This is a genomic window from Rathayibacter sp. AY1C1, from assembly GCF_002932105.1.
Taxonomy (GTDB): Bacteria; Actinomycetota; Actinomycetes; order Actinomycetales; family Microbacteriaceae; genus Rathayibacter.
The window spans coordinates 1-24810 of sequence record NZ_PSWH01000015.1 but is presented as its reverse complement, the minus strand read 5'-3'; the positions used below and the strand labels follow the sequence as shown (position 1 = coordinate 24810).

Genomic DNA, 24810 nt, shown 5'->3' with positions numbered 1-24810 from the left:
CCTCATAGGTAACACAGTTGGAAGCGCTCTCCGAACCGGCACGGGCGTGCGGCCGATTTCTTCACACGACCGCAACACGCTCACTCCGTGCGCAGCGCCCGCTTCTCGCGCTCGAGCTCGACCAGTCGCACCTGCACCGCGCGCGCCATCACCGGATCGGCGGACGCGCGCTGGAGCGCCCCGCGCAGCTCGGCGATCTCGCGGAGCAGGTCGCGCTCGATGAGCGAGATCGCCACGTCGCGGGAGTAGCGGGCGAGCCCCTCCTCGTCGGCGGCCGGGATCGGCGCCACCGCGAGCTGGCGCACCAGCGAGGCGAAGGGGCCGGGGACGTCGTCGGCGACGTGCTCGACCCAGTCGCGGTCCTCCGCCCGCTCGAGGTTCGCGACCACGGCGTCGCGGACCACGCGGAGGGTCTCGTTGGTGACCGCCGCGTGCGCCGCCCGGGCCAGGAGCTCCGGACCCATCGCCTGCGGAAGCTGGAGCATCGCCATCAGCGCCTCGCGCTCGATGCGCGTGACGACGTCGACGGGGAGGTCGGCGATGCGCGCGCCGAGGGGCGCCTCGGCCGCGGACGATTCGCCGCCGCCCCGCCCGCCCTGCTGGTCGCGGCCCTCGGGTCCGGAGGAGCGGGGCCGGGATCCGGCGGAGCGCACGGCGGAGTTGACCTCGGCCATGTCCAGGCCGAGCATCCGGGCGAGCTCGCGGGAGTAGCCGGGCCGCAGCGCCGGGTCGCGGATCTCGGCGACGACCGGGGCGGCCGCGCGCAGGGCCGCGATCCGGCCCTCGACCGTCTCGAGGTCGTAGCGGTCCAGCAGCTGCCGGATCACGAACTCGAACATCGGCTTCTTGTCGTCGATGAGGCGGCGGACGGCGTCGTCTCCGCGGTTCAGGCGGAGGTCGCAGGGGTCCAGGCCCTCGGGCGCGACGGCGACGAAGGTCTGCGCGGCGAAGCGGTGCTCCTCCTGGAACGCGCGCATCGCCGCCTTCTGGCCCGCCGCGTCGGGGTCGAAGGTGAAGACGACCTCGCCGACGCCGCTGTCGTCGCCCAGCACCCGGCGCAGCACCTTGATGTGGTCGACGCCGAAGGAGGTGCCGCAGGTGGCGACCGCGGTGGTGACGCCGGCGAGGTGGCAGGCCATGACGTCCGTGTAGCCCTCGACGACGACCACCCGGTGCCCGCGGGAGATGTCCCGCTTGGCGAGGTCGAGCCCGTAGAGCACCTGGGACTTGTGGTAGACGGGCGTCTCGGGGGTGTTGAGGTACTTGGGGCCCTTGTCCTCCTCGAGGAGGCGGCGGGCGCCGAAGCCGACGGTCTGGCCGGTCACGTCGCGGATCGGCCAGACGAGGCGGCCGCGGAAGCGGTCGTAGACGCCGCCGCGGTTGTTGCTGCTGACCAGGCCGGCCGTGGTCAACTCCTCTTCCGAGAAGCCGCGGCGCTTGAGCGCGGTCGTGAGCCCGTCCCAGCCGTCGGGTGCGAAGCCGACGCCGAAGCGGTCGGCGGCGGCGCGGTCGAAGCCCCGCTCGCCGAGGAAGCGCCGACCGACGTCGGCGCCCGGGGTCGCGAGCTGCTCGCGGAAGTACTCCTCCGCGGCGTCGTTCGCGGCGAGGAGGCGCGCTCGCCCGCCGGTCTCGGGCGCGCGGCCGTCGCCGTCCTCGTACTGCAGCGGGAAGCCGATCCGCCCGGCGAGGCGCTCGACGGTCTCGCTGAACGAGCTGTGGTCCATCTTCATGATGAAGCTGTAGACGTCGCCCGACTCCTGGCAGCCGAAGCAGTGGTAGAAGCCGGCCTGCGGGCGGACGTGGAAGCTGGGGCTGCGCTCGTCGTGGAAGGGGCAGAGGCCCTTCAGCGAGCCGATGCCGGCCGACTTCAGCGTGACGTACTCGCCGATCACGTCGCCGATGTTCACCCGCGCCTTGACCTCCTCGACATCTGACTGTCGGATCCGAGGCATGGGGTCCATCGTATCGGCCGCCGGAGCCGCCGAGCCGGGGTGGGGAGAACTGCACCAGGGCGGCGCGGATCACCCCGGAGACCTGTGATCGGCCCCGCACCCCGAGATCAGGGTCATCCCTGATCCGCACCCGCCCGCCGTCTCCGAGAATCGACCCATGCCCCCTGCCGCCTCCCGCCCGCCTCTCCTGCGTGCTCTGCTCGTCGCCCTGCTCGGCGGTCTCGTCCTGGGCGGGCTCACCAGCCTGCTGCAGGGCTCCCTCCCGCCGTCGGTGAGCTCGTTCGCCAACTCCTCCGGGGGCTGGTCCATGCTCGTGTTCGCGCTCGTGCGCCTCGGCGGCGCCCGACCGGCGGCGGCGGCCGTGCTCGGCCTGCTGAGCTTCTGGGCGCTGCTCGAGGGCTACGACCTGGTGACCGCGGCGCGCGGCTTCGGCTACTCGCCTCCCTTCACGGACGTCTTCTGGCTGCTCGCCGTCCCTGCCGGGCCGATCCTGGGCGCCGCCGCCGCACTCACCCTCCACGGCTCGAGGACGTGGCGCGTCCTGGCTGTCGCGCCGCTCTCGGGCGTGCTGATCGGCGAGGGCGTCTGGGCGCTGGGCGCGGTCGCCGACACCACGAGTCCGGTGTACTGGTGGCTCCAGATCGTCCTGGGCGCGGGCTTCCTCGTCCTGGCCGTCGTGCGGAGGAGGCCGCGCGCACTCGTCTCGCTCGCGGCGCTCGGCGTCACCGCGGCGGCCGCCGTCGCCTTCTTCGTCGTCTACTCCGCGCTGTGAAGCGTTCGAGAGGGTCGTCGCGGACCCTCCGCGCGCTCGCGGGTTCCGCCCTCCTTCTGGCCCTCGCCGGGTGCACCACCACCGCGGACGCCCCGGTCGCGCCGCCGTCGTCCGCCTCCGTGCCGTCGTCGGCGTCCTCCGCCACCCCTCCTCCGATCGACGTCTCCGCCGAGCTGGCCGCGCTCGAGAACGAGTTCGACGCCCGGATCGGCGTCAGCGCCGTCGACACCGGCTCGGGTCGCCGGGTCGATCACCGGGCCGACGAGCGCTTCGGCTTCGCCTCGAGCCTCAAAGCCCTCGCCGCGGCGGAGTTCCTGCGCACCGTCCCCGCCGCCGAGCGGGACGAGGTGGTCACCTGGACCGTGGCCGACGTCGAGGCGGCGGGCTACTCCCCCGTCACGGAGGAGAGCACCGCCACCGGCCTGCCGCTGTCGCAGCTCGCCGAGGCGGCCGTCCGCCGGAGCGACAGCACAGCGCTGAATCTCGTCCTCCGGCGCCTCGGCGGACCCTCCGCCCTCGACCGTGGACTCGAGGCTCTCGGCGACACCACCACCGAGGTGGTGAACGAGGAGCCCGCTCTGAACACGATCGAGCCCGGCAGCATCGACGACACCACCACCCCGGCCGCGTTCACGGCGGACCTCGCCGCGGTCGCCACAGGTGACGTGCTGTCCGCGGAGGACCGGGCGCTCCTGCTCGACTGGATGAGCGGCAACGCGACCGGCGACACTCTCGTCCGGGCGGGCGCTCCGGCCGGCTGGAGCGTTGCGGACAAGTCCGGGGGCGCCGGCGGGATCCGCAACGACGTCGCCGTGGTGACGCCTCCCGGGCGGGACGCGGTCGTGCTGTCGATCCTCTCGTCGCGCAACGACCCCGAGGCGGACTACGACGACGCGCTGGTCGCCCGAGCCGCAGCCGTCGTGCTGGGAGCCCTGCGGTAGCGTCCGCCCGGCGTCAGCAGTGCCGGTTCACGTAGCCCGGTGCGCCACGGGGAACGACGTCGCGGTCGCGGAGGGTGACCGAGATGCTCCGGCCCTGCGCGGCGCAGGCCTCGGAGTAGGCGGACCGGCCGTTGTCGGTGTACTCGATCTCGTAGACCTGGCGCCCGTAGACGTCCGTGTACGCCGCGCACTCGTCGTAGACCTGGCACTCCTCGACGACGGCGAAGTCGAAGCCGACCGTCCTCTTCCCGGCAGCGGCGAGATCGGCTCCGTTCTTCTGGCCGATCGCCAGGCCGGAGCGGTGAGCGCGCGCCGTCAGGAGGGTGGCGAACGCCAGCGCCTGCGACTTCGTCAGCCTCCCGCCCGAGCGGGTGTAGCTGTCCAGATTATCGGCCTCGACGGCGTCGAAGCCGTCCTCGGCGCAGCCGTCGATCCAGGCGCCGACGATCGCGAGCAGAGCGGTCCGCTTCGCGGCGGTCGAGACGTCGAAGAGGTACTCGTCCGGCCAGCCCGGATCGGCGAGGGGCTTCCCGTCCGCTCGCCTCACCAGGAGCTCGGGGTGCCGCTTCGCGAAGGCGGCGCTCTCGCCGGGCTGGGTCTGGAAGGCGTTCACGTAGCAGATGCTGTAGCGGCCGGCGGCGGGCGCGTCCGTGCGGTCGCGGTCGACGATGGTGACGCTCGACGCCGGAGCGTAGGCGCCTCCCAGCTGGTAGTCGAGGACGCCGTTCGCGGGAGGGAGCAGCGGTGCCGCCGAGGCCGCGGCGGGCTGGACCAGCAGCAGCCCCGCGACGACCAGGGCGAGGAGGCCGAGACGCGGCCGACGCAGTCTCATCCGGGAGCTCCCGGCGTGCGCCCTGCGGCTCGCACGCCCGTGGCCGCCGGCAGCGCGCCGAGTGCGAGCTCGCCGATGACCGCGATGCGGTCCGCCGGTGCTCCGTCGCGGGCCTGCGTCGACATCCCGCTGAGCACGGCGACGACGAAGGCGGCGACGGATCCGGCGTCCGTCTCCGGCGGCACGTCGCCCTCCTCGATCCCGCGCTCGACTCGTGCGGCGACGAGCGCCTCCATCTCACGGCGACGGGCCTCGAGCCGCGGCTCGCTCAGCACGAAGCAGCCGGCAGGAGTGCCGGGCGCGGAGTACCCCTCCGCACTGACGCGGACGACAGCGGCGACGGCCTCGCGCGCCGTCGGCCGGTGCGAGTACAGCATCGGCTTGCTCATCCCCGACCGTGCCGCGATGCGGTCGACCCGCGCTCCCGCCAGCCCGTGCGCCGCGAACTCCTCCGTCGCCGCCTCGAGGATCCGCTGCCGTGTCCGCTCCGCTCCCACGCCCTCACCGTACCCGCCGCCCCGCGCCCCCCGCGCCTCGCGGTGCGGTGCCCTCCCCGCGAGCCGACCGGCCGACCCGCACACCAGCACATCGCCTCAGACGACGCACCCGGCTCCCTGGAACCCACCACCCCGACAAGCCGACCGCGGTGACGCCTGGCGGTGACCGGCGTGCCCCGGCACCGCTGAACGGCCGATCCGCGTGCCAGCGGATCGCCCCAGGCGGACGCACCCCGCTCCACGAATCGCACCACGTCGCCAAGCCGACCGCGGCACGCCGGCCGAGGACCGGCGTGCCACCGGCACCGCCGAACGGGTGATCCGCGTACCAGCGGATCGCCCTAGGCGGACGCACCCCGCTTCCTGGAACGCACCACCTCGACAAGCCGACCGCGCCACGCCGGGCAGGGACCGGCGTGCCACCGGCACCGCCGAACGGCCGATCCGCGTGCCAGCGGATCGCCCTAGGCGGACGCACCCCGCTCCACGAACGCACCACCCCGAGAAGCCGACCGCGCCACGCCGGGCGAGGACCGGCGTGCAATCGAGCACAGCCGAACGGGTGATCCGCGTACCAGCGGATCGCCCTAGGCGGACGCACCCCGCTCCCTGGAACGCACCACCTCGACAAGCCAGCCGCGGTGACGCCGGGCAGGGACCGGCGGCACTGCTGAGCCGGGCGCCGCCCGGCTCAGCGCATCAGCACAGCCTCTCGAACCAGGCGAGGGCGCTCTGGTCGGTGAGGTTGGCGACCTGGTCGACGACGACGCGGCGGCGGGCGTCGTCGTCGGGGGCGGCGTGCCAGTCCTCGGCGAAGCCGGGCTCGAGGGTTCCCGGGCCGCGGTCGAGGAGGGTGTCGGCGAGGCGGGTGAGGACTTCGCGCTGCTGGGCGTAGATGGGCTGGCGGGTGTTCCGCGACATCACGAACGTCGCGACGATCCCCTTGAGCACGGCGATCTCGGCCTGCTGCTCGCGGGGGACGACGACGTGGCCGCCGAAGCGGACGAGGTCGGGGTGCTGGTACGCCTCGCGGGTGGCCTCGGTGGCGGCGGCGGCGAAGCGGCCGATGAGCTGGCTGGTGAGGTTCTTGAGCCGGGCCTGGTCGCGGCGGGAGCCGTCCCAGGAGGAGACCCACACGTCGAGCGAGTCGAGACGGTCGAAGGCGGCGACGAGCTCGTCGTGTCCGACCTCCCCGCCGACCCAGGAGTGCATCGACTGCACGAGGTCCTCGTGGTCGGCGCGGGAGCCGAGTGCTTCGACGTCGATGTAGCCGGAGACCACCGCGTCCTCGAAGTCGTGCACGGAGTACGCGATGTCGTCCGAGAGGTCCATCACCTCGGCCTCGATGCAGCGCACCCCCTCGGGGGCGCCCTCGCGCATCCAGGCGAACGCGGGAGCGTCGTCGGCGTAGAACCCGAACTTGGCGCGCCCCGACGGGTCCGCGACCGAGCGCGTGTCGGGCCAGGGGTACTTGCAGCTCGCGTCGATGCTGGCGCGGGTGAGGTTCAGCCCGTAGGGGCGGGCGTCGTCGCCGAACACCTTCGGCTCGAGCCGCGTGAGCAGCCGGAAGGTCTGCGCGTTGCCTTCGAAGCCGCCGATTCCCTCGGCCCAGGTGTTGAGCGCGCGCTCGCCGTTGTGCCCGAACGGCGGATGCCCGATGTCGTGCGCGAGGCAGGCCGTGTCGACGACGTCGGGGTCGAGGTCGAGGCTCGTGGCGAGCTCCCGGCCGATCTGCGCCACCTCGAGCGAGTGGGTCAGGCGGTTGCGCGCGAAGTCGACGCCCGCCGTGGGGCTGAGCACCTGGGTCTTCGCGGCCAGGCGGCGGAGCGCGCTGGAGTGGAAGAGCCGGGCGCGGTCGCGGGCGAAGTCGGAGCGGCGAGTCGAGTGGTCCTCCGGCAGGAATCGCTCGGTGTCGACGAGCGAGTATCCCCAGAGCGCGCGGTCATCCACCGCTGTTGTGGATCTCGGCGGCCGAGACCGCGTCGCGCTGCCCGGCGTCGAGCTCGCGGGACTCGAGCCAGCGGTCCGGGAGGGAGGGGACCTTGGGCGAGCCGGCGCGGCCCCGCTGCCCCTCGGCCGCCTCGCCTGGATAGGGCTGCGTCCAGTCGAGCGTCGCCAGGAGCTCGTCGAGCTGCGCGAGCGACTCGACGGTGGCCAGGCGAGCGCGGAGGTCGCCGCCGACGGCGTAGCCCTTGAAGTACCAGGCGACGTGCTTGCGGATGTCGCGGCAGCCGCGCTCCTCGCTCTCGAAGAAGTCGACGAGCAGCTCCGCGTGGCGGCGGAACGCCTCGGCGACCTGTCCGAGCGAAGGGCGGAACCGCTCGTCGGAGCCGGCGAACGCGGCGGCGAGGTCGCCGAAGAGCCAGGGGCGCCCGAGGCAGCCGCGACCGACGACGACTCCGTCGCAGCCCGTCTCGGCCATCATCCGCAGCGCGTCCTCGGCCGACCAGATGTCGCCGTTGCCCAGCACGGGCACGCTCATGACCGTCTCCTTGAGCGTGGCGATCGCCGACCAGTCGGCGTGCCCGCTGTAGAACTCGGAGGCGGTGCGCGCGTGCAGCGCGATCGACGCGACCCCGGCGCCCTCGGCGGCACGGGCGGCCTCGAGGTAGGTGAGGTGGTCCGGGTCGATGCCCTTGCGCATCTTGACGGTGAGCGGGACGTCGCCGGCGGCCTTCACGGCGCCCTCGACGATCTGCCGGAACAGCGGGAGCTTCCACGGCAGGGCCGCTCCCCCGCCCTTCCGGGTGACCTTGGGCACGGGGCAGCCGAAGTTGAGGTCGATGTGGTCGGCCCGGTCCTCGGCGACGAGCATGGTGACCGCCTCGGCGACGGTGACCGGGTCCACTCCGTAGAGCTGGATCGAGCGCACCGACTCGCTGGGGTGGTGGCGGATGAGGCGCATCGATTCCGGCGTGCGCTCGACGAGCGCGCGGGAGGTGATCATCTCGCTCACGTAGAGGCCGTTGCCGAACTCGCGGCAGAGGCGGCGGAACGCCGTGTTGGTGATGCCCGCCATGGGGGCGAGCACCACCGGCGCGTCGAGTTCGAGGGGGCCGATCCGGAGCGCCGGCGCGGTGCGCGCGGGCGGGGCGGCCGTGAGAGTGGAGGACATCGGTATCGATTCTCCCAGATCCTGTGTTGGGGAAGGCGGAGTGACGAGCGGAGAGGTGGAGAGATGAACGGGAGCACACCTGTGGAGGACGGTTCGCAGCGGCTGGAGGCGGACGCGTCCGCCCGCGGCCTTGCGGTCGAGATCGTGGAGAGGCCCGCTGCCGGCAGCCTGCACGAGGCGGCCGCGCTGCTCGGCATCGAGCCCGGCGACATCGTGAAGTCGCTCGTGGTGAAGCGCCACGACGGCGGCTACCTGTTCGCCCTGGTCCCCGGCGGGCGGCAGATCGCGTGGCCGAAGCTGCGCGCGGTGGTCGGAGTGAACAAGCTCCGCCTCCCGGACGAGACGGCCGCCCTCGAGGCGACCGGCTACCGGCGCGGCACCATCACCCCGATCGGGTCCACGACGGCCTGGCCGGTCTACGCCGACGAGCGGATCCTCGGCCGCCGCGTCGCGATGGGAGCCGGCGCCGACGGGCGCAGCGCCTTCGTCGACGCGGACGCCCTCGTGGCCGCCTACGGCGCGACCGTCGCCGACATCACCGTGGAGGAGCCTCCGCGGTGATCGGCGGCACCTCGGCCTGCGCTTCCGCGGCCTGCGGCACGGCGCAGACGCCGTCCTCGCACAGCGGCCCGCCGGAGTCGCCGAGCATCTCGAACGGCCCGCTCACGCGACGGCCGCCCGCTGCTTCAGCACGTGCTCGAGGACCTCGGTGAACGCCGCCGGCTCCTGGGCGCCGGAGACGCCGAAGCGCCCGTCGAGGACGAAGAACGGCACCCCCGAGATCCCGTACTCGCGGGCCTGGGCGATGTCGGACTGCACCCGCCCGAGGTAGCGCCGGTCCTCGAGAGCGCGGCGCGTCTCCGCCGGGTCGAGCCCGACCTCGCCGGCGAGCGAGGCGAGCACCTCCGGATCGGCCAGGTCGCGGCCCTCGACGAAGTACGCGCTCAGGAGACGCTCGACGAGCTCGAGCTGCAGTCCGTTCTCCTTGGCGTGGTGGAGCGCCTGGTGGGCGGTGACCGTCTTGACGTGGCGCACCGACTCGAAGTGGTAGTCGAGGCCGACGCCCGCCGCGACCGCCGTGACGGAGTCGAGCATCTGCTGCGCCTGCGCCTCCGGGATGCCCTTGTGCTCGGCGAGGAACGCCGCCTCTCCCCCGCGGTAGTCCTCCGGCGTGTCCGGCGAGAGCTCGAAGCTGCGGTACTCCACGACGACCTCCGGAGCCTCGGGGTGCGCGGCGCGGAAGGCCTCGAGCCCGCGCTCGAACCGGCGCTTCCCGATGTAGCACCAGGGGCAGGCGATGTCGGACCAGACGTCGACGGACAGGGGGCTCGGCTCAGCACTCACCCCCAGGACAACGGAGGGGGCGCCCCGCTATTCCCGCAGCACGCGGACGAGCTCGTCCACGTCGGACTCGTCGTTCCAGAGGTGGAAGGCGATGCGGAGCCGGCCGCCGCGGCCCGAGACGCGCAGACCCGCGGCCTGCAGCAGCTCCAGGTCCGCTCCCCCCTCGTCCGGCCAGGACACGAGCGCCCGGTGCTGAGGCTCCCGGTCAAGCCGCTCGCACAGCAGGTCGCCGAGGCCGGAGGCGTGCGCCCAGACCGCGTCGAGGTCGAGCGAGCGGAACAGAGCGAGCGACGCCTCGGCGCCGGCGAACGCCTGCCAGGCCGGCGAGACGTCGAAGCGGCGGGCGTTCTCGGCCAGGTGCATGGCCGGTCCGTAGCAGGACGACCACACGTCCTCCCCCGAGTACCAGCCCGCCTGCACGGGGACGAGCTCGGCCGCGTAGGCGGGCGAGACGGTGAGGAACGCCACTCCGCGCGGCGAGCACAGCCATTTGTAGGCGTGGGTGAGGGTCGCGTCGAAGCGGGAGGCGTCGACCGGCAGGACGCCGGCCGCCTGCGTCAGGTCGCACGCGGTCCGCACTCGGTGGCGCGCGGCCGCCTCGAGGACGGCGTCGAGATCGGCGAGCGCTCCGCTGCTGGACTGCACGGCGGAGAAGACGACGAGGTCGTCCCCGTCCTCGACGGAGTCGGACAGCGCCTCGAGCGCGACGGAGCGCACGGTCACTCCGCGGTGCGCCTGGGCGAGGAAGGGGAACACGATGGAGGAGAAGTCGCCGTCCACGCAGAGCACGCGGGCCCCGTCGGGCAGCGAGGCGGCGAGCACGGCGGCCATGGCGGAGGTCTGCGAGCCGATCGCGACACGGTCGACCGGGACGCCGGCGATCGCGGCGAACGAGGCACGCGCGCGCTCGGCGACAGCGCCGTAGGCGGCGGCCGTGCTCTCCCCGGACGACCAGCCGTCGAGGTCCGCCCGCAGCGCCTCGACGGTCTGCCGCGGCGGCAGGCCGAGGGTGCAGGCGTTGTGGTAGCCGCGGGCACCGGCGAAGCGCGCGCGCAGGTCGGCGGAGTTCGGCAGTGCGGTGCTCACCTCTCGAGGATGACGCTCCGGAGCCGGATCGCCAAGACCGGGGAGCGACCGGGCGCGCCGGCGGCGGGCCCGGTCAGCGGGCGGCGAGGGCGTGCGCCTGCTCGAGCACGGCGACGACCTCGCGGGCCTCGCGGACGTCGACCGGCGAGGGAGCGCCGTCCTGGAGGGACCGCGCGACCTGCTCGAGGAACGCGGCGTATCGTCCCCGCTCACTCGGCACGGGGTGTGCGCCGGAGTCGTCGACGAGGACGCCCCATCCCTCCGGCGCGACCTCGCCGAAGCCGTCGTCGTCCGGTCGGGCGCCGCCGGTGCGGAGCGCGGTCTCCTGCGGATCGAGACCGTCGACGCTGAAGGCGGCGCGGGTGCCGAGCACGCGGAAGCGGGGGCCGGTCGCCCGGGCGACGCGGCTCATGGTGAGGTGGGAGCGGACGCCGCTGTGATGCAGGAGCGAGACGAACGCGTCGTCCTCGCTCGCGGAGCCCTCGTGGACGGTCCGGGTCTCGGCCGCCGTGACGACCGCCGGGCCGAACAGCAGCAGCGCCTGGTCGACCAGGTGGCTGCCGAGATCGAAGAGGATCCCGCCACCCTCGGCCGGACCCGTCTCGCTCTGCCACCGGCCCGTCTTCGGCGCGCTCCAGCGCTCGAAGGTCGACTCGAAGCGGAGGACCTCGCCGAGGACCCCTTCGCCCAGGAGGCGGCGGAGGGTGAGCAGATCGGCGTCCCAGCGCCGGTTCTGGAAGACGAAGACGGGCGCACCGCTCCGCTCGGAAGCGGCGATGATCGCGTCCGCGTCGGCCGTGCTCGGTGCGAAGGGCTTGTCGATCACGACGGCGACTCCGGCCTCGAGCACTCGGACGGCCTGCTCCCGGTGCACTGACGGCGGCGAGGCGAGCACGACCAGCTCCGGCCGCTCGGCGAGCACCGCGTCGAGGTCGGGCACGATCCGGGCCTCGGGATGCGCGGCGGAGGCCGCGGCCCTCCGACCGGCGTCGCGGGTGGAGACGGCGACGACCTCGAAAGCGGGATCCGCCGCGAGGAACGGACCGTGGAAGACGCTGCCCGCGAGCCCGAAGCCGACGATTCCGGCCCGGATCACGAGGAGGCCCCCGGGACGTCGACCGCGCCGCCGAAGCGGCGGGAGCGGCCGGAGTAGTGCTCGATCGCGTCCCAGAGGTCGGTCCGCGTGAAGTCCGGCCAGAGCCGGTCGAGGAACACCATCTCGGCGTAGGCGCTCTGCCAGAGCAGGAAGTTGCTGGTGCGCTGCTCGCCGGAGGAGCGCACGAAGAGGTCGACGTCCGGCATCTCCGGCACGTACAGCGCCTTGGCGATCGTCTTCTCGGAGATGCCGGAGGGCTTGAGCCGCCCCGCCTGGACCTCGGCGGCGAGCCGCTGCACCGCGTCGGCGATCTCGGTGCGCCCGCCGTAGTTGACGCACATGGTGAGCGTCAGCACGTCGTTGTCCGCGGTCATCCGCTCGGCGAACTGCAGCTCGTTGATCACCGACGCCCACAGGCGCGGCTTCCGGCCGGCCCAGCGGATGCGCACGCCCCACTCGTTGAGCTGATCGCGGCGGCGGTGCAGCACATCGCGGTTGAAGCCCATCAGGAAGCGCACCTCCTCGGGCGAGCGCTTCCAGTTCTCGGTCGAGAACGCGTAGACGCTGAGGTGCTTGACGCCGATCTGGATCGCTCCGGCCACGACGTCCAGCAGCGCCGTCTCGCCGCGCTTGTGCCCCTCGATCCTCGTCAGGCCGCGGGAGTTCGCCCAGCGGCCGTTCCCGTCCATCACGATGGCGACGTGCCCTGGAACGGCCTTCCGCGGGATCGCGGGCGGGTGGATCCCGGTCCAGTCGAGGGGGCGGTACGGCTCGGCGTCCTTGTGAGTGAAGGGCTTCATCGGGTGACGTGCTCCAGGGATCTCAGACCGCGTTCGAGGTGGAACTGCGTGTAGGCGGCGACCACTCCGCTCGCCCGCGACCGCGTGGTCGGCTCGGTGGTCTCGGCGTGGGCCCAGTCTCCCGTGAGCAGTGCGCCCAGCAGGACCACGACCTCCGGAGCGACCCGCGGTGCGCCGGGCGGCGTGCAGTCGGCGCAGACGACGCCTCCGAGCTGCACCACGACCGCGCCGTGGGGCCCGGGAGCGCCGCAGCGCGCGCAGTCCTCGAAGCTGGGCGCCCAGCCCGCGATCGAGAGCGCCCGCAGGAGGTAGGAGTCGAGCGTCAGCACCGGCTCGTGCTCGTGCTTCGAGAGCGAGCGCAGGGCCCCGACGAGCAGCAGGTACTGCTGCAGGGAGGCGTCCGCGTCGGTGAGGCGGTCCGCCGTCTCGACCATCGCGCTCGCCGCCGTGTAGCTGTCGTAGTCGGCGGCGATCAGCGCACCGTAGGCGCCGAGCGACTCGGCCTGCGTGACGATGTCGAGGCTCCGGCCCTCGTAGAGCTGCAGGTCGGCGACCATGAACGGCTCGAGCCGCGAGCCGAACTTGGAGCCGGTCTTGCGAACGCCCTTCGCCACCGCGCGGATCTTGCCGTGGCTGCGCGAGAGCAGCGTCACGATGCGGTCGGCCTCGCCCAGCTTGTGCGTGCGGAGCACCACGGCTTCGTCGCGATAGGTGGGCATCCTCCGATTATCCCCCCGACCCCCGACACCCGGCTGGCAGCCCGGCCGGAGCAGGGCCCGCGCCGTGGAACGATGTCCGGGTGGCAGCCTCCCTCTTCGAGATCCCGGCCTGGGCCGACCTGCTCGCGATCGCCATCGGCTGCCTCCAGGGCGCGATGTTCGCGGGCGAGTTCCGCGACCGCCGGATCGACCTGCTCGGCGTCACGATCATCGGCACGGCCACCGGCCTCGGCGGCGGCGTGCTCCGCGATCTGCTGCTCCAGACGCCCCTGGTGGCCCTGCACACCGACGCGTACCTGATCGTCGCGGTGACCGCCTCCCTGCTCGGGATGCTGCTCCAGCACCTGCTGAACCGGGTCGACGGGACGATCACCGCCCTCGACGCGCTGACCCTCGGGCTCTTCGGCGCGATCGGCACCACGAAGGCCCTGTCGCTCGGCGTGCCGGAGGTGCCGGCCGTGTTCGTCGGCACCGTCTCGGCCGTCGGCGGATCCGTCGTCCGCGACATCCTGCTGAACCGGCCGATCGCGCTGATGCACGTCGGCTCGCTCTACGCGGTCGCCGCCTCGGTGGGCACCGGCGTCCTGGTCCTCACGCTGCGCTTCGGAGTGACGATCGACTTCGCCGCGCCGCTCGCGGTGGGCGTGACCACGGTCATCCGCCTGCTCGCGGTCCGCTACGGCTGGAGCCTGCCCGAGCAGCGCGCGCTCAGCGGGGTGCCGCGCCTGCGCTGGCGCCGCCGGACCTAGCGGCGGCCGACCCGGACGCAGGGAGCGGAGTCCCGCGCGGTCCGCGCACGGGAACGCCGGGGGAGCCGCGACGCATCACGGCTCCCCCGGCGGGGATCGGGCCCGATCAGGCGGAGGCGCCGGCCAGCTCGCGGACCGGGACCTCCTCGCGCAGGGCGCGGTTGACGGCCGAGACGATGGCCTTGAGGGAGGCGGTCGAGATGTCGGCGTCCACGCCCACGCCCCACAGGGTGCGGCCGTTCACCGTGCACTCGACGTACGAGGCGGCCAGCGCGTCGCCGCCGGCGCTGAGCGCGTGCTCGACGTAGTCGAGGACCCGGACCTCGACGCCCTGCTGCTCCAGCACGGCCTCGAAGGCGTTGATCGGGCCGTTGCCCCGCGAGCTGGCCGAGACGCGCTCGTCGCCCACCCGGAGGACCGCGTCCAGCGCGATGCTGCCGCCCAGATCGCTCGACGTGTTCGTGCGCAGCAGCTCGAAGCGGCCCCACTTCTCGTCGGCGCGCTCGGCGGGCGCGGGCAGGTACTCGTCCTGGAACACCGTCCAGATCTGCTCGCTCGTGACCTCGCCGCCCTCGGCGTCGGTCTTGGCCTGCACGACGCCCGAGAACTCGATCTGCAGTCGGCGCGGCAGGTCGAGCGCGTGGTCCGTCTTCAGCAGGTACGCGACTCCGCCCTTGCCGGACTGCGAGTTGACGCGGATGACCGCCTCGTAGGAGCGGCCCAGGTCCTTCGGGTCCACCGGCAGGTAGGGCACGGCCCAGGTGAGCTCGTCGACGCTGCGGCCGGTCCGCTCGGCCTCGGCCTGCATCGCCTCGAAGCCCTTCTTGATGGCGTCCTGGTGCGAGCCGCTGAAGGCGGTGAAGACCAGGTCGCCCGCCCAGGGGCTGCGCTCGGGCACGGGCAGCTGGTTGCAGTACTCGGCGGTGCGCTTGATGCCGTCCATGTCGCTGAAGTCGATCTGCGGGTCGATCCCCTGGGTGAACAGGTTCACGCCCAGCGCGACCAGATCGACGTTGCCGGTGCGCTCGCCGTTGCCGAAGAGGCAGCCCTCGATCCGGTCCGCGCCGGCCAGGTAGCCCAGCTCGGCGGCCGCCACGGCCGTGCCGCGGTCGTTGTGGGGGTGCAGCGACAGCACGATGTTCTCGCGCTGCGCGAGGTTGCGGCTCATCCACTCGATCGAGTCGGCGTAGACGTTCGGGGTGGCCATCTCGACGGTGGCGGGCAGGTTCAGGATGACCTTGCGCTCGGGAGTCGGCTCGAAGACCTCGACGACGCGATCGCAGATCTCGCGGGCGAAATCGAGCTCGGTGCCGGTGTAGCTCTCGGGCGAGTACTCGTAGTAGACGGCCGTGCCGGGGACGGTCGACTCCATCTCGCGGCACTTGCGGGCGCCGGCCAGCGCGATGTCGATGATGCCCTGACGGTCCTTGCGGAACACGACCTCGCGCTGCAGCACGCTCGTGGAGTTGTAGAGGTGCACGATCGCCTGGCGCGCGCCGCGGATCGACTCGTAGGTGCGCTCGATCAGGTGGTCGCGGGCCTGGGTCAGCACCTGGATGGTGACGTCCTCGGGGATCGCGCCCTCCTCGATGAGGCTGCGCACGAAGTCGAAGTCGGTCTGGCTCGCGCTCGGGAACCCGACCTCGATCTCCTTGTAGCCCATCCGGACCAGCAGATCGAACATGATGCGCTTGCGCTCGGGGCTCATCGGGTCGATGAGCGCCTGGTTGCCGTCGCGGAGGTCCACGGCGCACCAGCGGGGCGCGGCGGTGATGCGCTTCGACGGCCAGGTGCGGTCGGGCAGGTCCACGGCGATCAGCTCGTGGAAGGGACGGTACTTGCCGATCGGCATGGGCGACGGCTTCTGGTTGTTCAGCATGAGGTGCTCTCCCGGCGCAGTGGTGCGCACGTGTCTGTTCTCGCTCGTGACCGATCCCGCTCGCGTGCGGCTCCGCTGGTGGGCGGTGCCGGTCGGGCGGTCTCGCGGGGATCCGGATGCGGATCGACCTCGCGGGCGAGGGATGGTTCAGCCGACGACGGACTCCGCGACGAGGATGGCCTGAGGATCAGATCTCGTCGCGGCGGAGAAGGAGGAGCTGTCCGAAGCGCACCCGGTCAGGGTAGCACCGCCCCCGCGGCGCGTCACCCCGGCGCCCCGCTCTAGGAGACCAGGCCGTTCTCGTAGGCGTAGACCACCAGCTGCACGCGGTCGCGCAGGCCGAGCTTGCCGAGGGTGCGGCTGATGTGCGTCTTCACCGTCGCCTCGCTCAGGAACTCGGCGCGCGCGATCTCGGTGTTGCTCATCCCCCGCGCGGCCAGGTGGAAGATCTCGCGCTCGCGGTCGGTGAGGGTCGCGAAGGCGGGCGGGGTCTCGCGTCCGCTGCCCGCCGCTCCGAAGTGCTCGAAGAGCTCGCGGGTCGCGGAGGCGGCGACCACGGCGGTCCCCGCGTGCACGGTGCGGACGGAGGCGAGGAGGAAGCCGGGCTCCGTGTCCTTCAGGAGGAAGCCGCTCGCGCCCGCCCGGATGGCGCGCGCGGCCGCCTCGTCGAGGTCGAAGGTGGTCAGCACGAGGATGCGCGGAGGCTCGACCCGCCGCTCCTGCGCGTCCGCGAGGATCCGCCGGGTCGACTCGATCCCGTCGACGCCCGGCATCCGGATGTCCATCAGCACGACGTCGGGGGCCAGCCGCGCGACCAGCTCCGCGCCCTCCGCCCCGTCCGAGGCCTCCCCGACCACCTCGAGGTCGGGCTGCGAGCCGAGCAGCATGCGGATGCCGGCGCGGAAGAGGGCCTGGTCGTCGACGAGGACGAGGCGGATGGTGTCGGTCATGTGGGGCTGCCTCCGGAGGCGAGGGGTGGGGCGGTGCGGGCGAGGGACGGGGAGGAGGGCAGGCGCGCGTCGACGACGAAGTCGTCCCCGACCGGGCCGGCGGCGAGCACTCCCCCGACGAGCGCGGCGCGCTCGCGCATGCCGACCAGGCCGTGGCCCTCGCCCGGCAGGGAGTCGCGCTCGACGTCGGCGCACCGGGCGTTGCGCACGGTCAGGGCGAGCTCGCCGCCGTCCTGGCGCAGGGCGATGTCGAGCGGCGAGCCCGGGCGGCCGTGGCGGAGAGCGTTCGTGGTCGCCTCCTGGGCGATGCGGTACAGGGCCAGACCGACGGCGCGCGGCACCGCCTCCAGGTCGACGGCGAGCTCGGCGCGGACGGGGGCTCCGGCTCCGCCCACGCTGTCGAGGAGGGCCGGCAGGTCGCGCGCGCCGGGCTGCGGGCCGTCGCTCTGCGAGTGCCGCAGCTGGGCGAGGAGCACGCGCACGTCGCCGAGGGCGTCCCGGGCGACGGAGGAGATGGTCAGCAGCGCGGCGTCGGTCTGCTCGGGGCTGGTGGCGCCGAGGTAGCGCGCGCCGTCCGCCTGCGCGATCACGACGGCGAGGGAGTGGGCGACGACGTCGTGCATGTCGCGGGCGATCCGGTTGCGCTCCTCCACGGTGTCGAGCTCGCGCTGCGCCCGGGCGCGCTCCTGCTCGGCCTGCGCGCGCAGGGTCTGGCCCTCACGCGCCCGGCGGACCGAGCGGGAGAGCAGTCCGATGGTCCAGGAGAGGCCGAGCGTCGCGAGGATCCCGCCGAAGGTGGCTCCGGCCGACAGGAGGCCGTCGTAGGCGCTCGCGACGAGGTCGAAGACGAGGACGAGGTAGACGACGGCGATCACGGCGCCGAGGACGGCCGACACCGCGCCCGCGATACGCACCCGCCGCGACTCCGACGCGCCGGCGCCGAAGAGGACGGCCAGGATGGCCAGATCCGCGGGTCCGGGAGCGAGGCTCGCGCTCATCTGCAGGGCGGCACCGGCCCAGGCGATCGAGAGGGCGAGGACCGGGGACCGCCGGTGCAGCACCAGCGCGACCGCGAGCACGCCCGCGACCAGCAGCTGCATCGCGCCCTCCACCCCGGCGAACGGGAGGCCGGCGACGAGGAGGAGCACCAGCGCCTGACCACCGGCGACCCCCACCGCGAAGGGGTCCTGCGGCCCGGCGACCCGGGTCAGCAGCGCGTCGATCCGATCGCCCGCGAGGACCGGCGCCCGCAGCGCGTTGAGGTACACGAGGACCTTCGCCGCACCGAGCACGGAGGCGACCGCGAGGGCGACCAGGGCGAGGACCACGAACTCCACGCGCGCCGGGAGCCCGGACGGATCGAGCGGGCCGGAGAGGCCGAGCGCGACGGTGACGCCGCCGATCCCGGCGAGGATCAGGCCGCCCGCGAGCGCCAGGGCACGGGTCCAGGGGCCCACCCGGCGGGTCGTCTGCCAGAGGACGACCAGGCCGACGAGCACCCCGTCGACGGGGACGCCGCCGAGCAGGACGCCTCCGTCGGCGAGCGCGCCGACCGCGACGAGCGAGGGGGCGAGCGCGGGCAGGAATCCCGCGACGGCGAGGGCCAGCGCGAGCACGAGGCCGCCGGCGATCCGCTCGGTCGGAGTGACCCCGGTGAGCCCGAGCAGCAGATGGAGGGCGGCGAGCAGCGCCCCGGCGATCGGCAGTGCCGCCGGTCGGTCGAGGAGGGCGCGCATGAGGACCACGCTACGGGTCCGCGCGCCCGGGGGCGTCGTCCGCGAGGGTGACCGCCGTCGTCCCTCCGGCGTCAGAAGCCCAGGCGCCCGAGCAGCTTCGGGTCGCGCTGCCACTCCTTGGCGACCTTCACCCGGATGGAGAGGAACACGCGACGGCCCAGCAGGCGCTCGATCTGCTCGCGGGAGACGGCTCCCACCTCGCGCAGGCGCTGGCCGCCCTTGCCGATGATGATGCCCTTCTGGCTGTCGCGCTCCACGAAGACGTTGGCGTAGATGTCGATCAGCGAGCCGTCCTCGCGCTCGACCATGTCGTCGAGCGTCACGGCGAGGGAGTGCGGCAGCTCGTCCGAGACGCCCTCGAGGGCGGCCTCGCGGATGAACTCGGCGATCCGCGAGGACAGGTCCTCGTCGGTCACCGCCTCCTCCGGGTAGAGGGCGGGCGAGACGGGCATCAGGCGCAGGAGCTCGACGGCCAGGACGTCCAGCTGCTCCTCGGTCACGGCCGAGATCGGCACGATCGTGTCCCACTCGCGCAGCTCCGAGACGGCGAGCAGCTGCTTCGCCACGGACTTCTTCGAGGAGAGGTCGACCTTCGAGACGATCGCGACCTTCCGGGCGCGCGGGAAGGAGTCGAGCTGCTCGTTGATGAAGCGGTCTCCGGGGCCGATCGGCTCGTCCGCCGGGAACAGCATCCCGATGACGTCGACGTCGCCGAGGGTCGAGGTGACGAGCGAGTTCAGCCGCTCGCCGAGAAGCGTGCGCGGCCGGTGGATGCCCGGGGTGTCGACGACGATCAGCTGGCCGTCGGTGCGGTGCACCACGCCGCGGATCGCGCGCCGCGTGGTCTGGGGCTTCGAGCTCGTGATGGCGATCTTCTCGCCGACGAGGGCGTTCGTGAGCGTCGACTTGCCCACGTTCGGGCGGCCGACGAAGGACACGAAGCCCGCCCGGTAGGGAGCGGCGGCGGGAGTGGTGTCGGTCATCGTGCGTCCTCGTGCTGATCGCCCGTGGCTCCGCGGGTGGGAGCCGTGCTCGGGCTGGGGGTGGTGGTGCCGCCGTCCGCGATGATCGCGACGGGGCCGGTGCCGGGCTCGCCGGCGGTGTCCAGATCGGGATCGCGGCGGACGATCACCGTGGAGATGGTCCCACGGCGCGGGTCCGCCTGCTCGGCCTCGAGCAGCACTCCGCCGATCCGCGCCGTCGCGCCGCGCTCGGGGAGGCGCCCGTAGGCCTTGGTCAGCAGTCCGCCGACCGAGTCGACGTCGTCGTCCTCGAGGTCGAGCTCGAACAGCTCGCCGAGCTCGTCCACCGGCAGGCGCGCCGAGACGCGGTAGACCCCGGGCGCCGTCTCCTCGAAGAGGTCGACCTCGCGGTCGTACTCGTCGGAGATGTCGCCGACGAGCTCCTCGATAAGGTCCTCCAGCGTCACCAGGCCCGCGATGCCGCCGTACTCGTCGACCACCATCGCGAGGTGGTTGGACTCGAGCTGCATCTGGCGGAGCAGCTCGTCGGCCTTCTTCGACTCGGGCACGAACAGCGCCGGGCGCGCGAGATCGGCGACCGTGTCGTCGTCGTCCGGCCGCTCGTAGGTGTGCCGGGCCACGTCGCGCAGGTAGAGCACGCCGAGGACGTCGTCGACGCCGTCGCCGATGACGGGGAGCCGGGAGATGCCGCGGCTCAGCAGGAGCCCCATGCCGGCGCCGACGGAGGAGGTCGCCTCGATCGTCACCATGTCGGTGCGGGGCACCATCACCTCGCGGACGAAGGTGTCGTTGAACTCGAAGATCGAGTGGATCAGCTCGCGGTCGTCCTGCTCGAGCACGTCCTGCTCGGTCGCCTCGTCGACCATGCTGAGCAGCTGCTCCTCGGAGGAGAACCCCGCCGAGCGCCCGGTTCCCGGGGTCACCCGGTTGCCGAGGGCCACGAGCCCGTGCGCGACCGGACCCAGCGCGAGCCGGAGCACGTGCACGAGCGAGGCGCTGGTGGACAGGACCGCGCGGGCGTTGGCGCGCCCGACGCTGCGGGGGCTGGAGCCGACCAGGACGAACGAGACCGCCGCCATGATCAGGACCGCCAGCAGGAGCGCGAGCCAGAGCTGCGGGACCTCGACGACCAGCACCGTGGTGACGAACACCGCGGCCGTCGTCTCGGCCGCGATCCGCGAGAAGTTGACGACGTTGACGTGGGCGCTCATGTCGCCCGCGATCGCGCGGAGAGCGCGGGCGCTGCGGGAGTGCTGGGCCATGTCGAGCAGGTCGCTGCGCGAGAGGACGCCGAGTGCGGCGTCGGTCGCGGCGAACCAGCCGCCGACGGCGACGAGCGCGAGGGCGGCGATGAGGAGCTGGAGAGTGGGCACGGCGCGCTCTAGCGGCGTCGCTCGCTGATGTGGAAGCCGACCAGGATGTCGCGCTGGATGCCGAACATCTCGCGCTCCTCCTCCGGCTCGGCGTGATCGAAGCCGAGCAGGTGCAGGAGCCCGTGGGCGGTCAGCAGCTGCAGCTCGTCGAGCACGGAGTGGCCGGCCGACTCGGCCTGGGACTGCGCGACCTGCGGGCAGAGCACGATGTCGCCGAGGAGCCCCGCGGGGGTCTGCTCGTCCTCGGTCCCGGGACGCAGCTCGTCCATCGGGAAGCTGAGCACGTCGGTCGGCCCCGGCTCGTCCATCCACTGCACGTGCAGCTGCTCCATCGCGCCCTCGTCGACCAGCACGATCGCGAGCTCGGCGTCGGGGTGCACGTGGAGCGAGTCGAGCGCGTAGCCGGCGAGGCGCAGCAGGGCGGCCTCGTCGACGGGGACGCTCGACTCGTTGTTGATCTCGATGCTCACGGGGGCGGGTCTTCCTTCGGTTCGGGAGGGGCGGGCGGGCTCAGCCGCGCGGAGGCTGGCGGTCGCCGGGCGGGCGGGCGGCCTGGCCGCGGCGCTCGGCGCGGTTCGCGAACTCCCGGGCCTGCTCGCGCTCGAAGTGCTGCGCCTGCTTCTGCTGGTCGTACTCGGTGTACGCGTCCACGATGCGGCCGACCAGGCTGTGGCGCACCACGTCCTCGCTGGTCAGGCGCGAGAAGTGGATGTCGTCGATGCCGTCGAGCACGCGCGTCACGAGGCGGAGTCCGCTCGCGCCGGTCGGCAGGTCGACCTGGGTGATGTCGCCGGTGACGACCATCTTGGAGCCGAAGCCGAGGCGGGTGAGGAACATCTTCATCTGCTCGGGCGTCGTGTTCTGCGCCTCGTCGAGCACGACGAACGAGTTGTTGAGCGTGCGCCCGCGCATGTAGGCGAGCGGAGCGACCTCGATCGTGCCGGCCGCGAGCAGCTTCGGGACGATCTCGGGGTCCATCATCTCGTTCAGCGCGTCGTAGAGCGGGCGCAGGTACGGGTCGATCTTGTCGGTGAGCGAGCCGGGCAGGTAGCCCAGCCGCTCCCCCGCCTCGACCGCCGGGCGGGTCAGGATGATCCGCTCGACCTCCTTGCGCTGCAGCGACTGCACGGCCTTCGCCATCGCCAGGTAGGTCTTGCCGGTTCCGGCCGGGCCGATGCCGAAGACGATGGTGTTCTGATCGACCGCGTCGACGTACTCGCGCTGCCCGAGCGTCTTGGGCCTCACGCTCCGTCCCCGCGCCGTGAGGATGGCCTGGCCGAACGCCTCGGCCGGGCTCACCGGCCCGCCGTTCTGCAGGATGCGGGCGGACTCGCGCACGCCCTCCGGGTCGAGATCGTGCCCGCTCGCGGTCATGCGCACCAGTTCTTCCACCAGGCGCGTCGCAGCGGCGACGGGCTCGCGCTCGCCGTCGAGCGTCACCTCGTTGCCGCGCACGTGCACCCGGACGTCGGGGAATCGTCCTTCGACCGCCCGGATGAGGCGGTCCTGAGGTCCGAGGAGGCGCACCATCGCGACTCCGTCGACGGCGACGACGCGCCGCGTCGTCTCGGACGCGTCCGCGCCGGGGGCGGGACGCTCGTCGGGGCTCGCGCCCGTGTTCTCAACCGGTGGCAAGGGAGCCTTCCGTCTGGTGGCCGCCCAGGACGTGGGCGTGGACGTGGAACACGGTCTGGCCCGCCTCTTCGCCGGAGTTGAAGACGAGGCGGAACTGACCGTTGCTGTGGGCGTCGGCGAGCGACTGGGCGACCTGCACCATCTCGGCGAGCAGGGCGGGATCGGCGGCGGCGAGGGCGGCGACCGTGGCGTGCTCCTGGGTCTTCGGGAAGACGAGGAGGTGGACGGGCGCCTTCGGCTCGATGTCGGTGATCGCGAGGATGCGCTCGTTCTCGAACACCACATCGGCCGGGATCTCGCCCTGGACGATGCGCGTGAAGACGGTGGGTTCGCTCATGCACCCATCTTAAACGGGGCCCGTGCGCGACGGGCGGCGCGTTCGCCCACGGCACCCTGCTCCGGAGCCCCGAGTCGGCTGTGGAGGAGCGTCACCAGCGGCCCAGGCGGGCCGAAAGGACGGCGATGGCAGCGGGACCTGCGGTCGAGGTGCGCAGGACGGAGTCGCCGAGCGCGACGGCCTCGGCGCCCGCCTCCGCGAGCAGCCGCAGCTCCTCCGGAGCGATGCCGCCCTCGGGCCCGACGACGAGCACCAGGTCGCGTCCGTCCGGGACCACCTGGGAGAGCCGCGCCTGCGCCGAGGGCTCGAGGACCAGCACCCGGGACGTCGCGGCGCGCGCGACGAGACCGCGCACCTGCTCGAGCGGCGCGACCTCGGGCACCCGGGGGCGCAGCGACTGCTTGCTCGCCTCGCGCACGATGGCGCGCCAGCGCTCGCGCCCCTTCTCCTCCTTCGGGCCGGACCACCGCGAGATCGACCGCACGGCCTGCCACGGGACGACCTCGTCCACCCCGAGCTCGGTCGCCGCCTGCACGGCGAGCTCGTCGCGGTCGCCCTTCGCGAGGGCCTGGACGAGGACAAGGCGCGGGGACGGAACCGGGGACTCCTGCACCGACTCCACGACGAGCACCACTCGCGCCGGCTCCGCGCTCTCGACGACCGCGGTCGCGACGAGTCCGCGCCCGTCGCCGACCCGGACGCTCTCGCCCGCGCGGATCCGGCTGACGGTCGAGGCGTGCCGTGCCTCCGCGCCGGTGAGCGCGAGCCGGCCCCCGACGACGAAGCCCTCAGAGTTCAGCGACTCGTCGATGTAGTGGTGCGCCACGGGCTCAGCCCAGGAAGCGGTCGCGGAGCTTCGAGAAGAGGCCCTGCTGGAAGTGGGTCAGCGCGGGCTTCTGCGGCTTGTAGTGCTTCGCGAGCTCCTGGACCAGCTCCCGCTCGCGGTGGCCCAGCTTCGTCGGGGTGACGACCTGGATGCCGATGCGGAGGTCGCCGCGTCCGCTGCCCCGCAGGCGCGTGACTCCGCGTCCCTTGATCGTGACGATCTCGGTGCTCTGCGTGCCCGGCTTGATCTCGATCTCGATGTCGCCGTCGAGCGCCTTGAGCGACGCCGTGGAGCCGAGGATCGCGTCCGTCATCTGCACCTCGAGGGTGCAGAGCAGGTCGTCGCCGTTGCGGCTGAAGACGTCGTGGTGCTTGACCTTGATCTCGAGGTACAGGTCGCCGTTGGGGCCGCCGGCCGGGCCGACCTCGCCGCTGCCGGGCATCTGCAGGCGCAGGCCCGTGTCGACTCCCGCGGGGACGTCGACGGGGATGGTGCGGCGGGCGCGGACGCGTCCCTGGCCCTGGCAGGTGGAGCAGGGGGTCGCGATGACGGTGCCGTAGCCGCGGCAGGTGCCGCAGGGGCTCGCCGTCATCACGTTGCCCAGGAGCGAGCGGACCGTGCGCTGGATCTGGCCGGAGCCGTGGCAGATGTCGCAGGTCACCGGCGAGGTGCCGGGCTGGCAGCACGAGCCCTGGCACGTCTCGCAGAGCACCGCCGTGTCGACCTCGAGGTCGCGGTGGGTGCCGAAGATGACCTCGTCGAGCGAGACCTCCACGCGCAGCAGGGCGTCCTGGCCGCGCTCGCGGCGGGAGCGCGGCCCGCGGGACGAGCCCTGCGCGCCCTGCCCGAAGAAGGTCTCGAAGATGTCGCCGAACCCGCCGAAGCCCTGGGCGCCGCCGCCGAAGCCCTCCTGGGGCCCGCGGTCGTACTGCGCCCGCTGCTGGGCGTCGCTCAGGACGTCGTAGGCGTGCGTGACGAGCTTGAAGCGCTCGGAGGCGTCCGCGCTCGGGTTAACGTCGGGGTGCAGCTCGCGGGCGAGTCGGCGGTACGCCTTCTTGATCTCGTCGGCGGAGGCGTCACGGTCGACGCCCAGCACTTCGTAGTGATCGGCCACAGGTGGCTTCGTCCTTCGTTCGTGGGTCGGTGGGCCGGGCACGGCGCACCGACCCACGAACGAAGGACGAAGCC

General features: G+C 73.1%; 24 protein-coding genes. 4 read left to right on the top strand and 20 right to left on the bottom strand.

Features of this window, described 5'->3' with window-relative positions:
* Positions 1–80: 80 nt before the first annotated feature.
* Positions 81–1952 (bottom strand): DNA primase, encoded by a 1872-nt coding sequence (gene dnaG, locus C5C71_RS08955; protein WP_104292601.1) that lies wholly within the window; start codon positions 1950–1952, stop codon positions 81–83.
* A 157-nt stretch (positions 1953–2109) separates the two neighbouring features.
* On the opposite strand from dnaG, the gene C5C71_RS08950 reads away from it, so the two are divergent.
* Positions 2110–2724, top strand: a complete 615-nt coding sequence (locus C5C71_RS08950; protein ID WP_181065679.1) for a DUF6518 family protein — start codon at positions 2110–2112, stop codon at positions 2722–2724.
* Positions 2721–3665 (top strand): class A beta-lactamase, encoded by a 945-nt coding sequence (bla, locus tag C5C71_RS08945; protein ID WP_104337554.1) that lies wholly within the window; start codon positions 2721–2723, stop codon positions 3663–3665. Before C5C71_RS08950 ends, bla begins: the two co-directional genes overlap by 4 nt.
* A 13-nt stretch (positions 3666–3678) precedes the next feature.
* Here the strand turns inward: bla and C5C71_RS08940 are convergent, their stop codons facing one another.
* From C5C71_RS08940 to dusB, 4 genes are all read right to left on the bottom strand, one after another.
* Positions 3679–4497 (bottom strand): endo alpha-1,4 polygalactosaminidase, encoded by an 819-nt coding sequence (locus C5C71_RS08940; protein WP_104226689.1) that lies wholly within the window; start codon positions 4495–4497, stop codon positions 3679–3681.
* Positions 4494–4994 carry a TetR family transcriptional regulator gene (locus C5C71_RS17925; RefSeq protein ID WP_104226690.1) on the bottom strand — a complete coding sequence of 167 codons (501 nt, stop codon included), beginning with the start codon at positions 4992–4994 and terminating at the stop codon, positions 4494–4496. The genes C5C71_RS08940 and C5C71_RS17925 overlap by 4 nt, the downstream gene beginning before the upstream one ends.
* Before the next feature lie 699 nt (positions 4995–5693).
* On the bottom strand, positions 5694–6944 hold the full coding sequence (locus C5C71_RS08930; RefSeq protein WP_104223438.1) for a deoxyguanosinetriphosphate triphosphohydrolase: 1251 nt from the start codon (positions 6942–6944) through the stop codon (positions 5694–5696).
* Positions 6937–8109 carry a tRNA dihydrouridine synthase DusB gene (gene dusB, locus C5C71_RS08925; RefSeq protein WP_104337552.1) on the bottom strand — a complete coding sequence of 391 codons (1173 nt, stop codon included), beginning with the start codon at positions 8107–8109 and terminating at the stop codon, positions 6937–6939. Before dusB ends, C5C71_RS08930 begins: the two co-directional genes overlap by 8 nt.
* Before the next feature lie 63 nt (positions 8110–8172).
* Here dusB and C5C71_RS08920 point away from each other — a divergent pair, with 63 nt between their 5' ends.
* Positions 8173–8670: an aminoacyl-tRNA deacylase gene (locus C5C71_RS08920; protein WP_104223436.1), complete on the top strand. Its 498-nt coding sequence runs from the start codon at positions 8173–8175 to the stop codon at positions 8668–8670.
* Positions 8671–8772: 102 nt separating this feature from the next.
* Here C5C71_RS08920 and C5C71_RS08915 read toward each other — a convergent pair whose 3' ends face one another.
* The 5 genes from C5C71_RS08915 to recO all read right to left on the bottom strand — a co-directional run bounded on the left by C5C71_RS08915 (position 8773) and on the right by recO (position 13154).
* Complete coding sequence (locus C5C71_RS08915; protein WP_104337551.1) at positions 8773–9453, bottom strand: DsbA family protein; 681 nt, start codon at positions 9451–9453, stop codon at positions 8773–8775.
* A gap of 27 nt (positions 9454–9480) precedes the next feature.
* Positions 9481–10539 (bottom strand): aminotransferase class V-fold PLP-dependent enzyme, encoded by a 1059-nt coding sequence (locus tag C5C71_RS08910; protein ID WP_104315348.1) that lies wholly within the window; start codon positions 10537–10539, stop codon positions 9481–9483.
* A 73-nt stretch (positions 10540–10612) separates the two neighbouring features.
* Positions 10613–11635 carry a Gfo/Idh/MocA family oxidoreductase gene (locus tag C5C71_RS08905; RefSeq protein ID WP_104335068.1) on the bottom strand — a complete coding sequence of 341 codons (1023 nt, stop codon included), beginning with the start codon at positions 11633–11635 and terminating at the stop codon, positions 10613–10615.
* Positions 11632–12435 (bottom strand): isoprenyl transferase, encoded by an 804-nt coding sequence (locus C5C71_RS08900; protein ID WP_104234456.1) that lies wholly within the window; start codon positions 12433–12435, stop codon positions 11632–11634. The genes C5C71_RS08905 and C5C71_RS08900 overlap by 4 nt, the downstream gene beginning before the upstream one ends.
* Complete coding sequence (recO, locus tag C5C71_RS08895) at positions 12432–13154, bottom strand: DNA repair protein RecO (protein WP_104223431.1); 723 nt, start codon at positions 13152–13154, stop codon at positions 12432–12434. The genes C5C71_RS08900 and recO overlap by 4 nt, the downstream gene beginning before the upstream one ends.
* Positions 13155–13234: 80 nt before the next feature.
* Between recO and C5C71_RS08890 the strand changes: the two genes are divergently transcribed.
* Positions 13235–13903 (top strand): trimeric intracellular cation channel family protein, encoded by a 669-nt coding sequence (locus tag C5C71_RS08890; RefSeq protein WP_104273600.1) that lies wholly within the window; start codon positions 13235–13237, stop codon positions 13901–13903.
* Positions 13904–14009: 106 nt separating this feature from the next.
* Here the strand turns inward: C5C71_RS08890 and leuA are convergent, their stop codons facing one another.
* The 10 genes from leuA to dnaJ all read right to left on the bottom strand — a co-directional run bounded on the left by leuA (position 14010) and on the right by dnaJ (position 24736).
* Positions 14010–15782 (bottom strand): 2-isopropylmalate synthase, encoded by a 1773-nt coding sequence (leuA, locus tag C5C71_RS08885; RefSeq protein ID WP_104226696.1) that lies wholly within the window; start codon positions 15780–15782, stop codon positions 14010–14012.
* A gap of 281 nt (positions 15783–16063) precedes the next feature.
* Positions 16064–16732 carry a response regulator transcription factor gene (locus C5C71_RS08880; RefSeq protein WP_104234459.1) on the bottom strand — a complete coding sequence of 223 codons (669 nt, stop codon included), beginning with the start codon at positions 16730–16732 and terminating at the stop codon, positions 16064–16066.
* Complete coding sequence (locus tag C5C71_RS08875; RefSeq protein ID WP_146084448.1) at positions 16729–18468, bottom strand: sensor histidine kinase; 1740 nt, start codon at positions 18466–18468, stop codon at positions 16729–16731. Before C5C71_RS08875 ends, C5C71_RS08880 begins: the two co-directional genes overlap by 4 nt.
* A gap of 71 nt (positions 18469–18539) precedes the next feature.
* Positions 18540–19451: a GTPase Era gene (era, locus tag C5C71_RS08870; protein WP_104223426.1), complete on the bottom strand. Its 912-nt coding sequence runs from the start codon at positions 19449–19451 to the stop codon at positions 18540–18542.
* Positions 19448–20824, bottom strand: a complete 1377-nt coding sequence (locus tag C5C71_RS08865) for a hemolysin family protein (RefSeq protein ID WP_104223425.1) — start codon at positions 20822–20824, stop codon at positions 19448–19450. The genes era and C5C71_RS08865 overlap by 4 nt, the downstream gene beginning before the upstream one ends.
* 8 nt (positions 20825–20832) lie before the next feature.
* Positions 20833–21294 (bottom strand): rRNA maturation RNase YbeY, encoded by a 462-nt coding sequence (gene ybeY, locus C5C71_RS08860; RefSeq protein WP_104223424.1) that lies wholly within the window; start codon positions 21292–21294, stop codon positions 20833–20835.
* A gap of 40 nt (positions 21295–21334) precedes the next feature.
* Positions 21335–22354, bottom strand: coding sequence for a PhoH family protein (locus C5C71_RS08855; protein ID WP_104225204.1), 1020 nt, complete (start codon positions 22352–22354; stop codon positions 21335–21337).
* A 91-nt stretch (positions 22355–22445) separates the two neighbouring features.
* Positions 22446–22796, bottom strand: a complete 351-nt coding sequence (locus tag C5C71_RS08850) for an HIT domain-containing protein (RefSeq protein WP_104225201.1) — start codon at positions 22794–22796, stop codon at positions 22446–22448.
* 91 nt (positions 22797–22887) lie between these two features.
* Positions 22888–23622: a 16S rRNA (uracil(1498)-N(3))-methyltransferase gene (locus tag C5C71_RS08845; protein WP_104337549.1), complete on the bottom strand. Its 735-nt coding sequence runs from the start codon at positions 23620–23622 to the stop codon at positions 22888–22890.
* 4 nt (positions 23623–23626) lie between these two features.
* Positions 23627–24736: a molecular chaperone DnaJ gene (gene dnaJ, locus C5C71_RS08840; RefSeq protein WP_104251191.1), complete on the bottom strand. Its 1110-nt coding sequence runs from the start codon at positions 24734–24736 to the stop codon at positions 23627–23629.
* Positions 24737–24810 lie beyond the last annotated feature (74 nt).

What these genes read in the sequence shown, in the direction of transcription:
- dnaG (WP_104292601.1), bottom strand. Translation starts at nt 1,952, where the DNA reads ATGCCTCGGATCCGACAGTCAGATGTCGAGGAGGTCAAGGCGCGGGTG.
- C5C71_RS08950 (WP_181065679.1), top strand. Translation starts at nt 2,110, where the DNA reads ATGCCCCCTGCCGCCTCCCGCCCGCCTCTCCTGCGTGCTCTGCTCGTC.
- C5C71_RS08940 (WP_104226689.1), bottom strand. Translation starts at nt 4,497, where the DNA reads ATGAGACTGCGTCGGCCGCGTCTCGGCCTCCTCGCCCTGGTCGTCGCG.
- dusB (WP_104337552.1), bottom strand. Translation starts at nt 8,109, where the DNA reads ATGTCCTCCACTCTCACGGCCGCCCCGCCCGCGCGCACCGCGCCGGCG.
- C5C71_RS08920 (WP_104223436.1), top strand. Translation starts at nt 8,173, where the DNA reads ATGAACGGGAGCACACCTGTGGAGGACGGTTCGCAGCGGCTGGAGGCG.
- C5C71_RS08900 (WP_104234456.1), bottom strand. Translation starts at nt 12,435, where the DNA reads ATGAAGCCCTTCACTCACAAGGACGCCGAGCCGTACCGCCCCCTCGAC.
- recO (WP_104223431.1), bottom strand. Translation starts at nt 13,154, where the DNA reads ATGCCCACCTATCGCGACGAAGCCGTGGTGCTCCGCACGCACAAGCTG.
- leuA (WP_104226696.1), bottom strand. Translation starts at nt 15,782, where the DNA reads ATGCTGAACAACCAGAAGCCGTCGCCCATGCCGATCGGCAAGTACCGT.
- C5C71_RS08880 (WP_104234459.1), bottom strand. Translation starts at nt 16,732, where the DNA reads ATGACCGACACCATCCGCCTCGTCCTCGTCGACGACCAGGCCCTCTTC.
- C5C71_RS08875 (WP_146084448.1), bottom strand. Translation starts at nt 18,468, where the DNA reads ATGCGCGCCCTCCTCGACCGACCGGCGGCACTGCCGATCGCCGGGGCG.
- era (WP_104223426.1), bottom strand. Translation starts at nt 19,451, where the DNA reads ATGACCGACACCACTCCCGCCGCCGCTCCCTACCGGGCGGGCTTCGTG.
- C5C71_RS08855 (WP_104225204.1), bottom strand. Translation starts at nt 22,354, where the DNA reads ATGGTGCGCCTCCTCGGACCTCAGGACCGCCTCATCCGGGCGGTCGAA.
- C5C71_RS08850 (WP_104225201.1), bottom strand. Translation starts at nt 22,796, where the DNA reads ATGAGCGAACCCACCGTCTTCACGCGCATCGTCCAGGGCGAGATCCCG.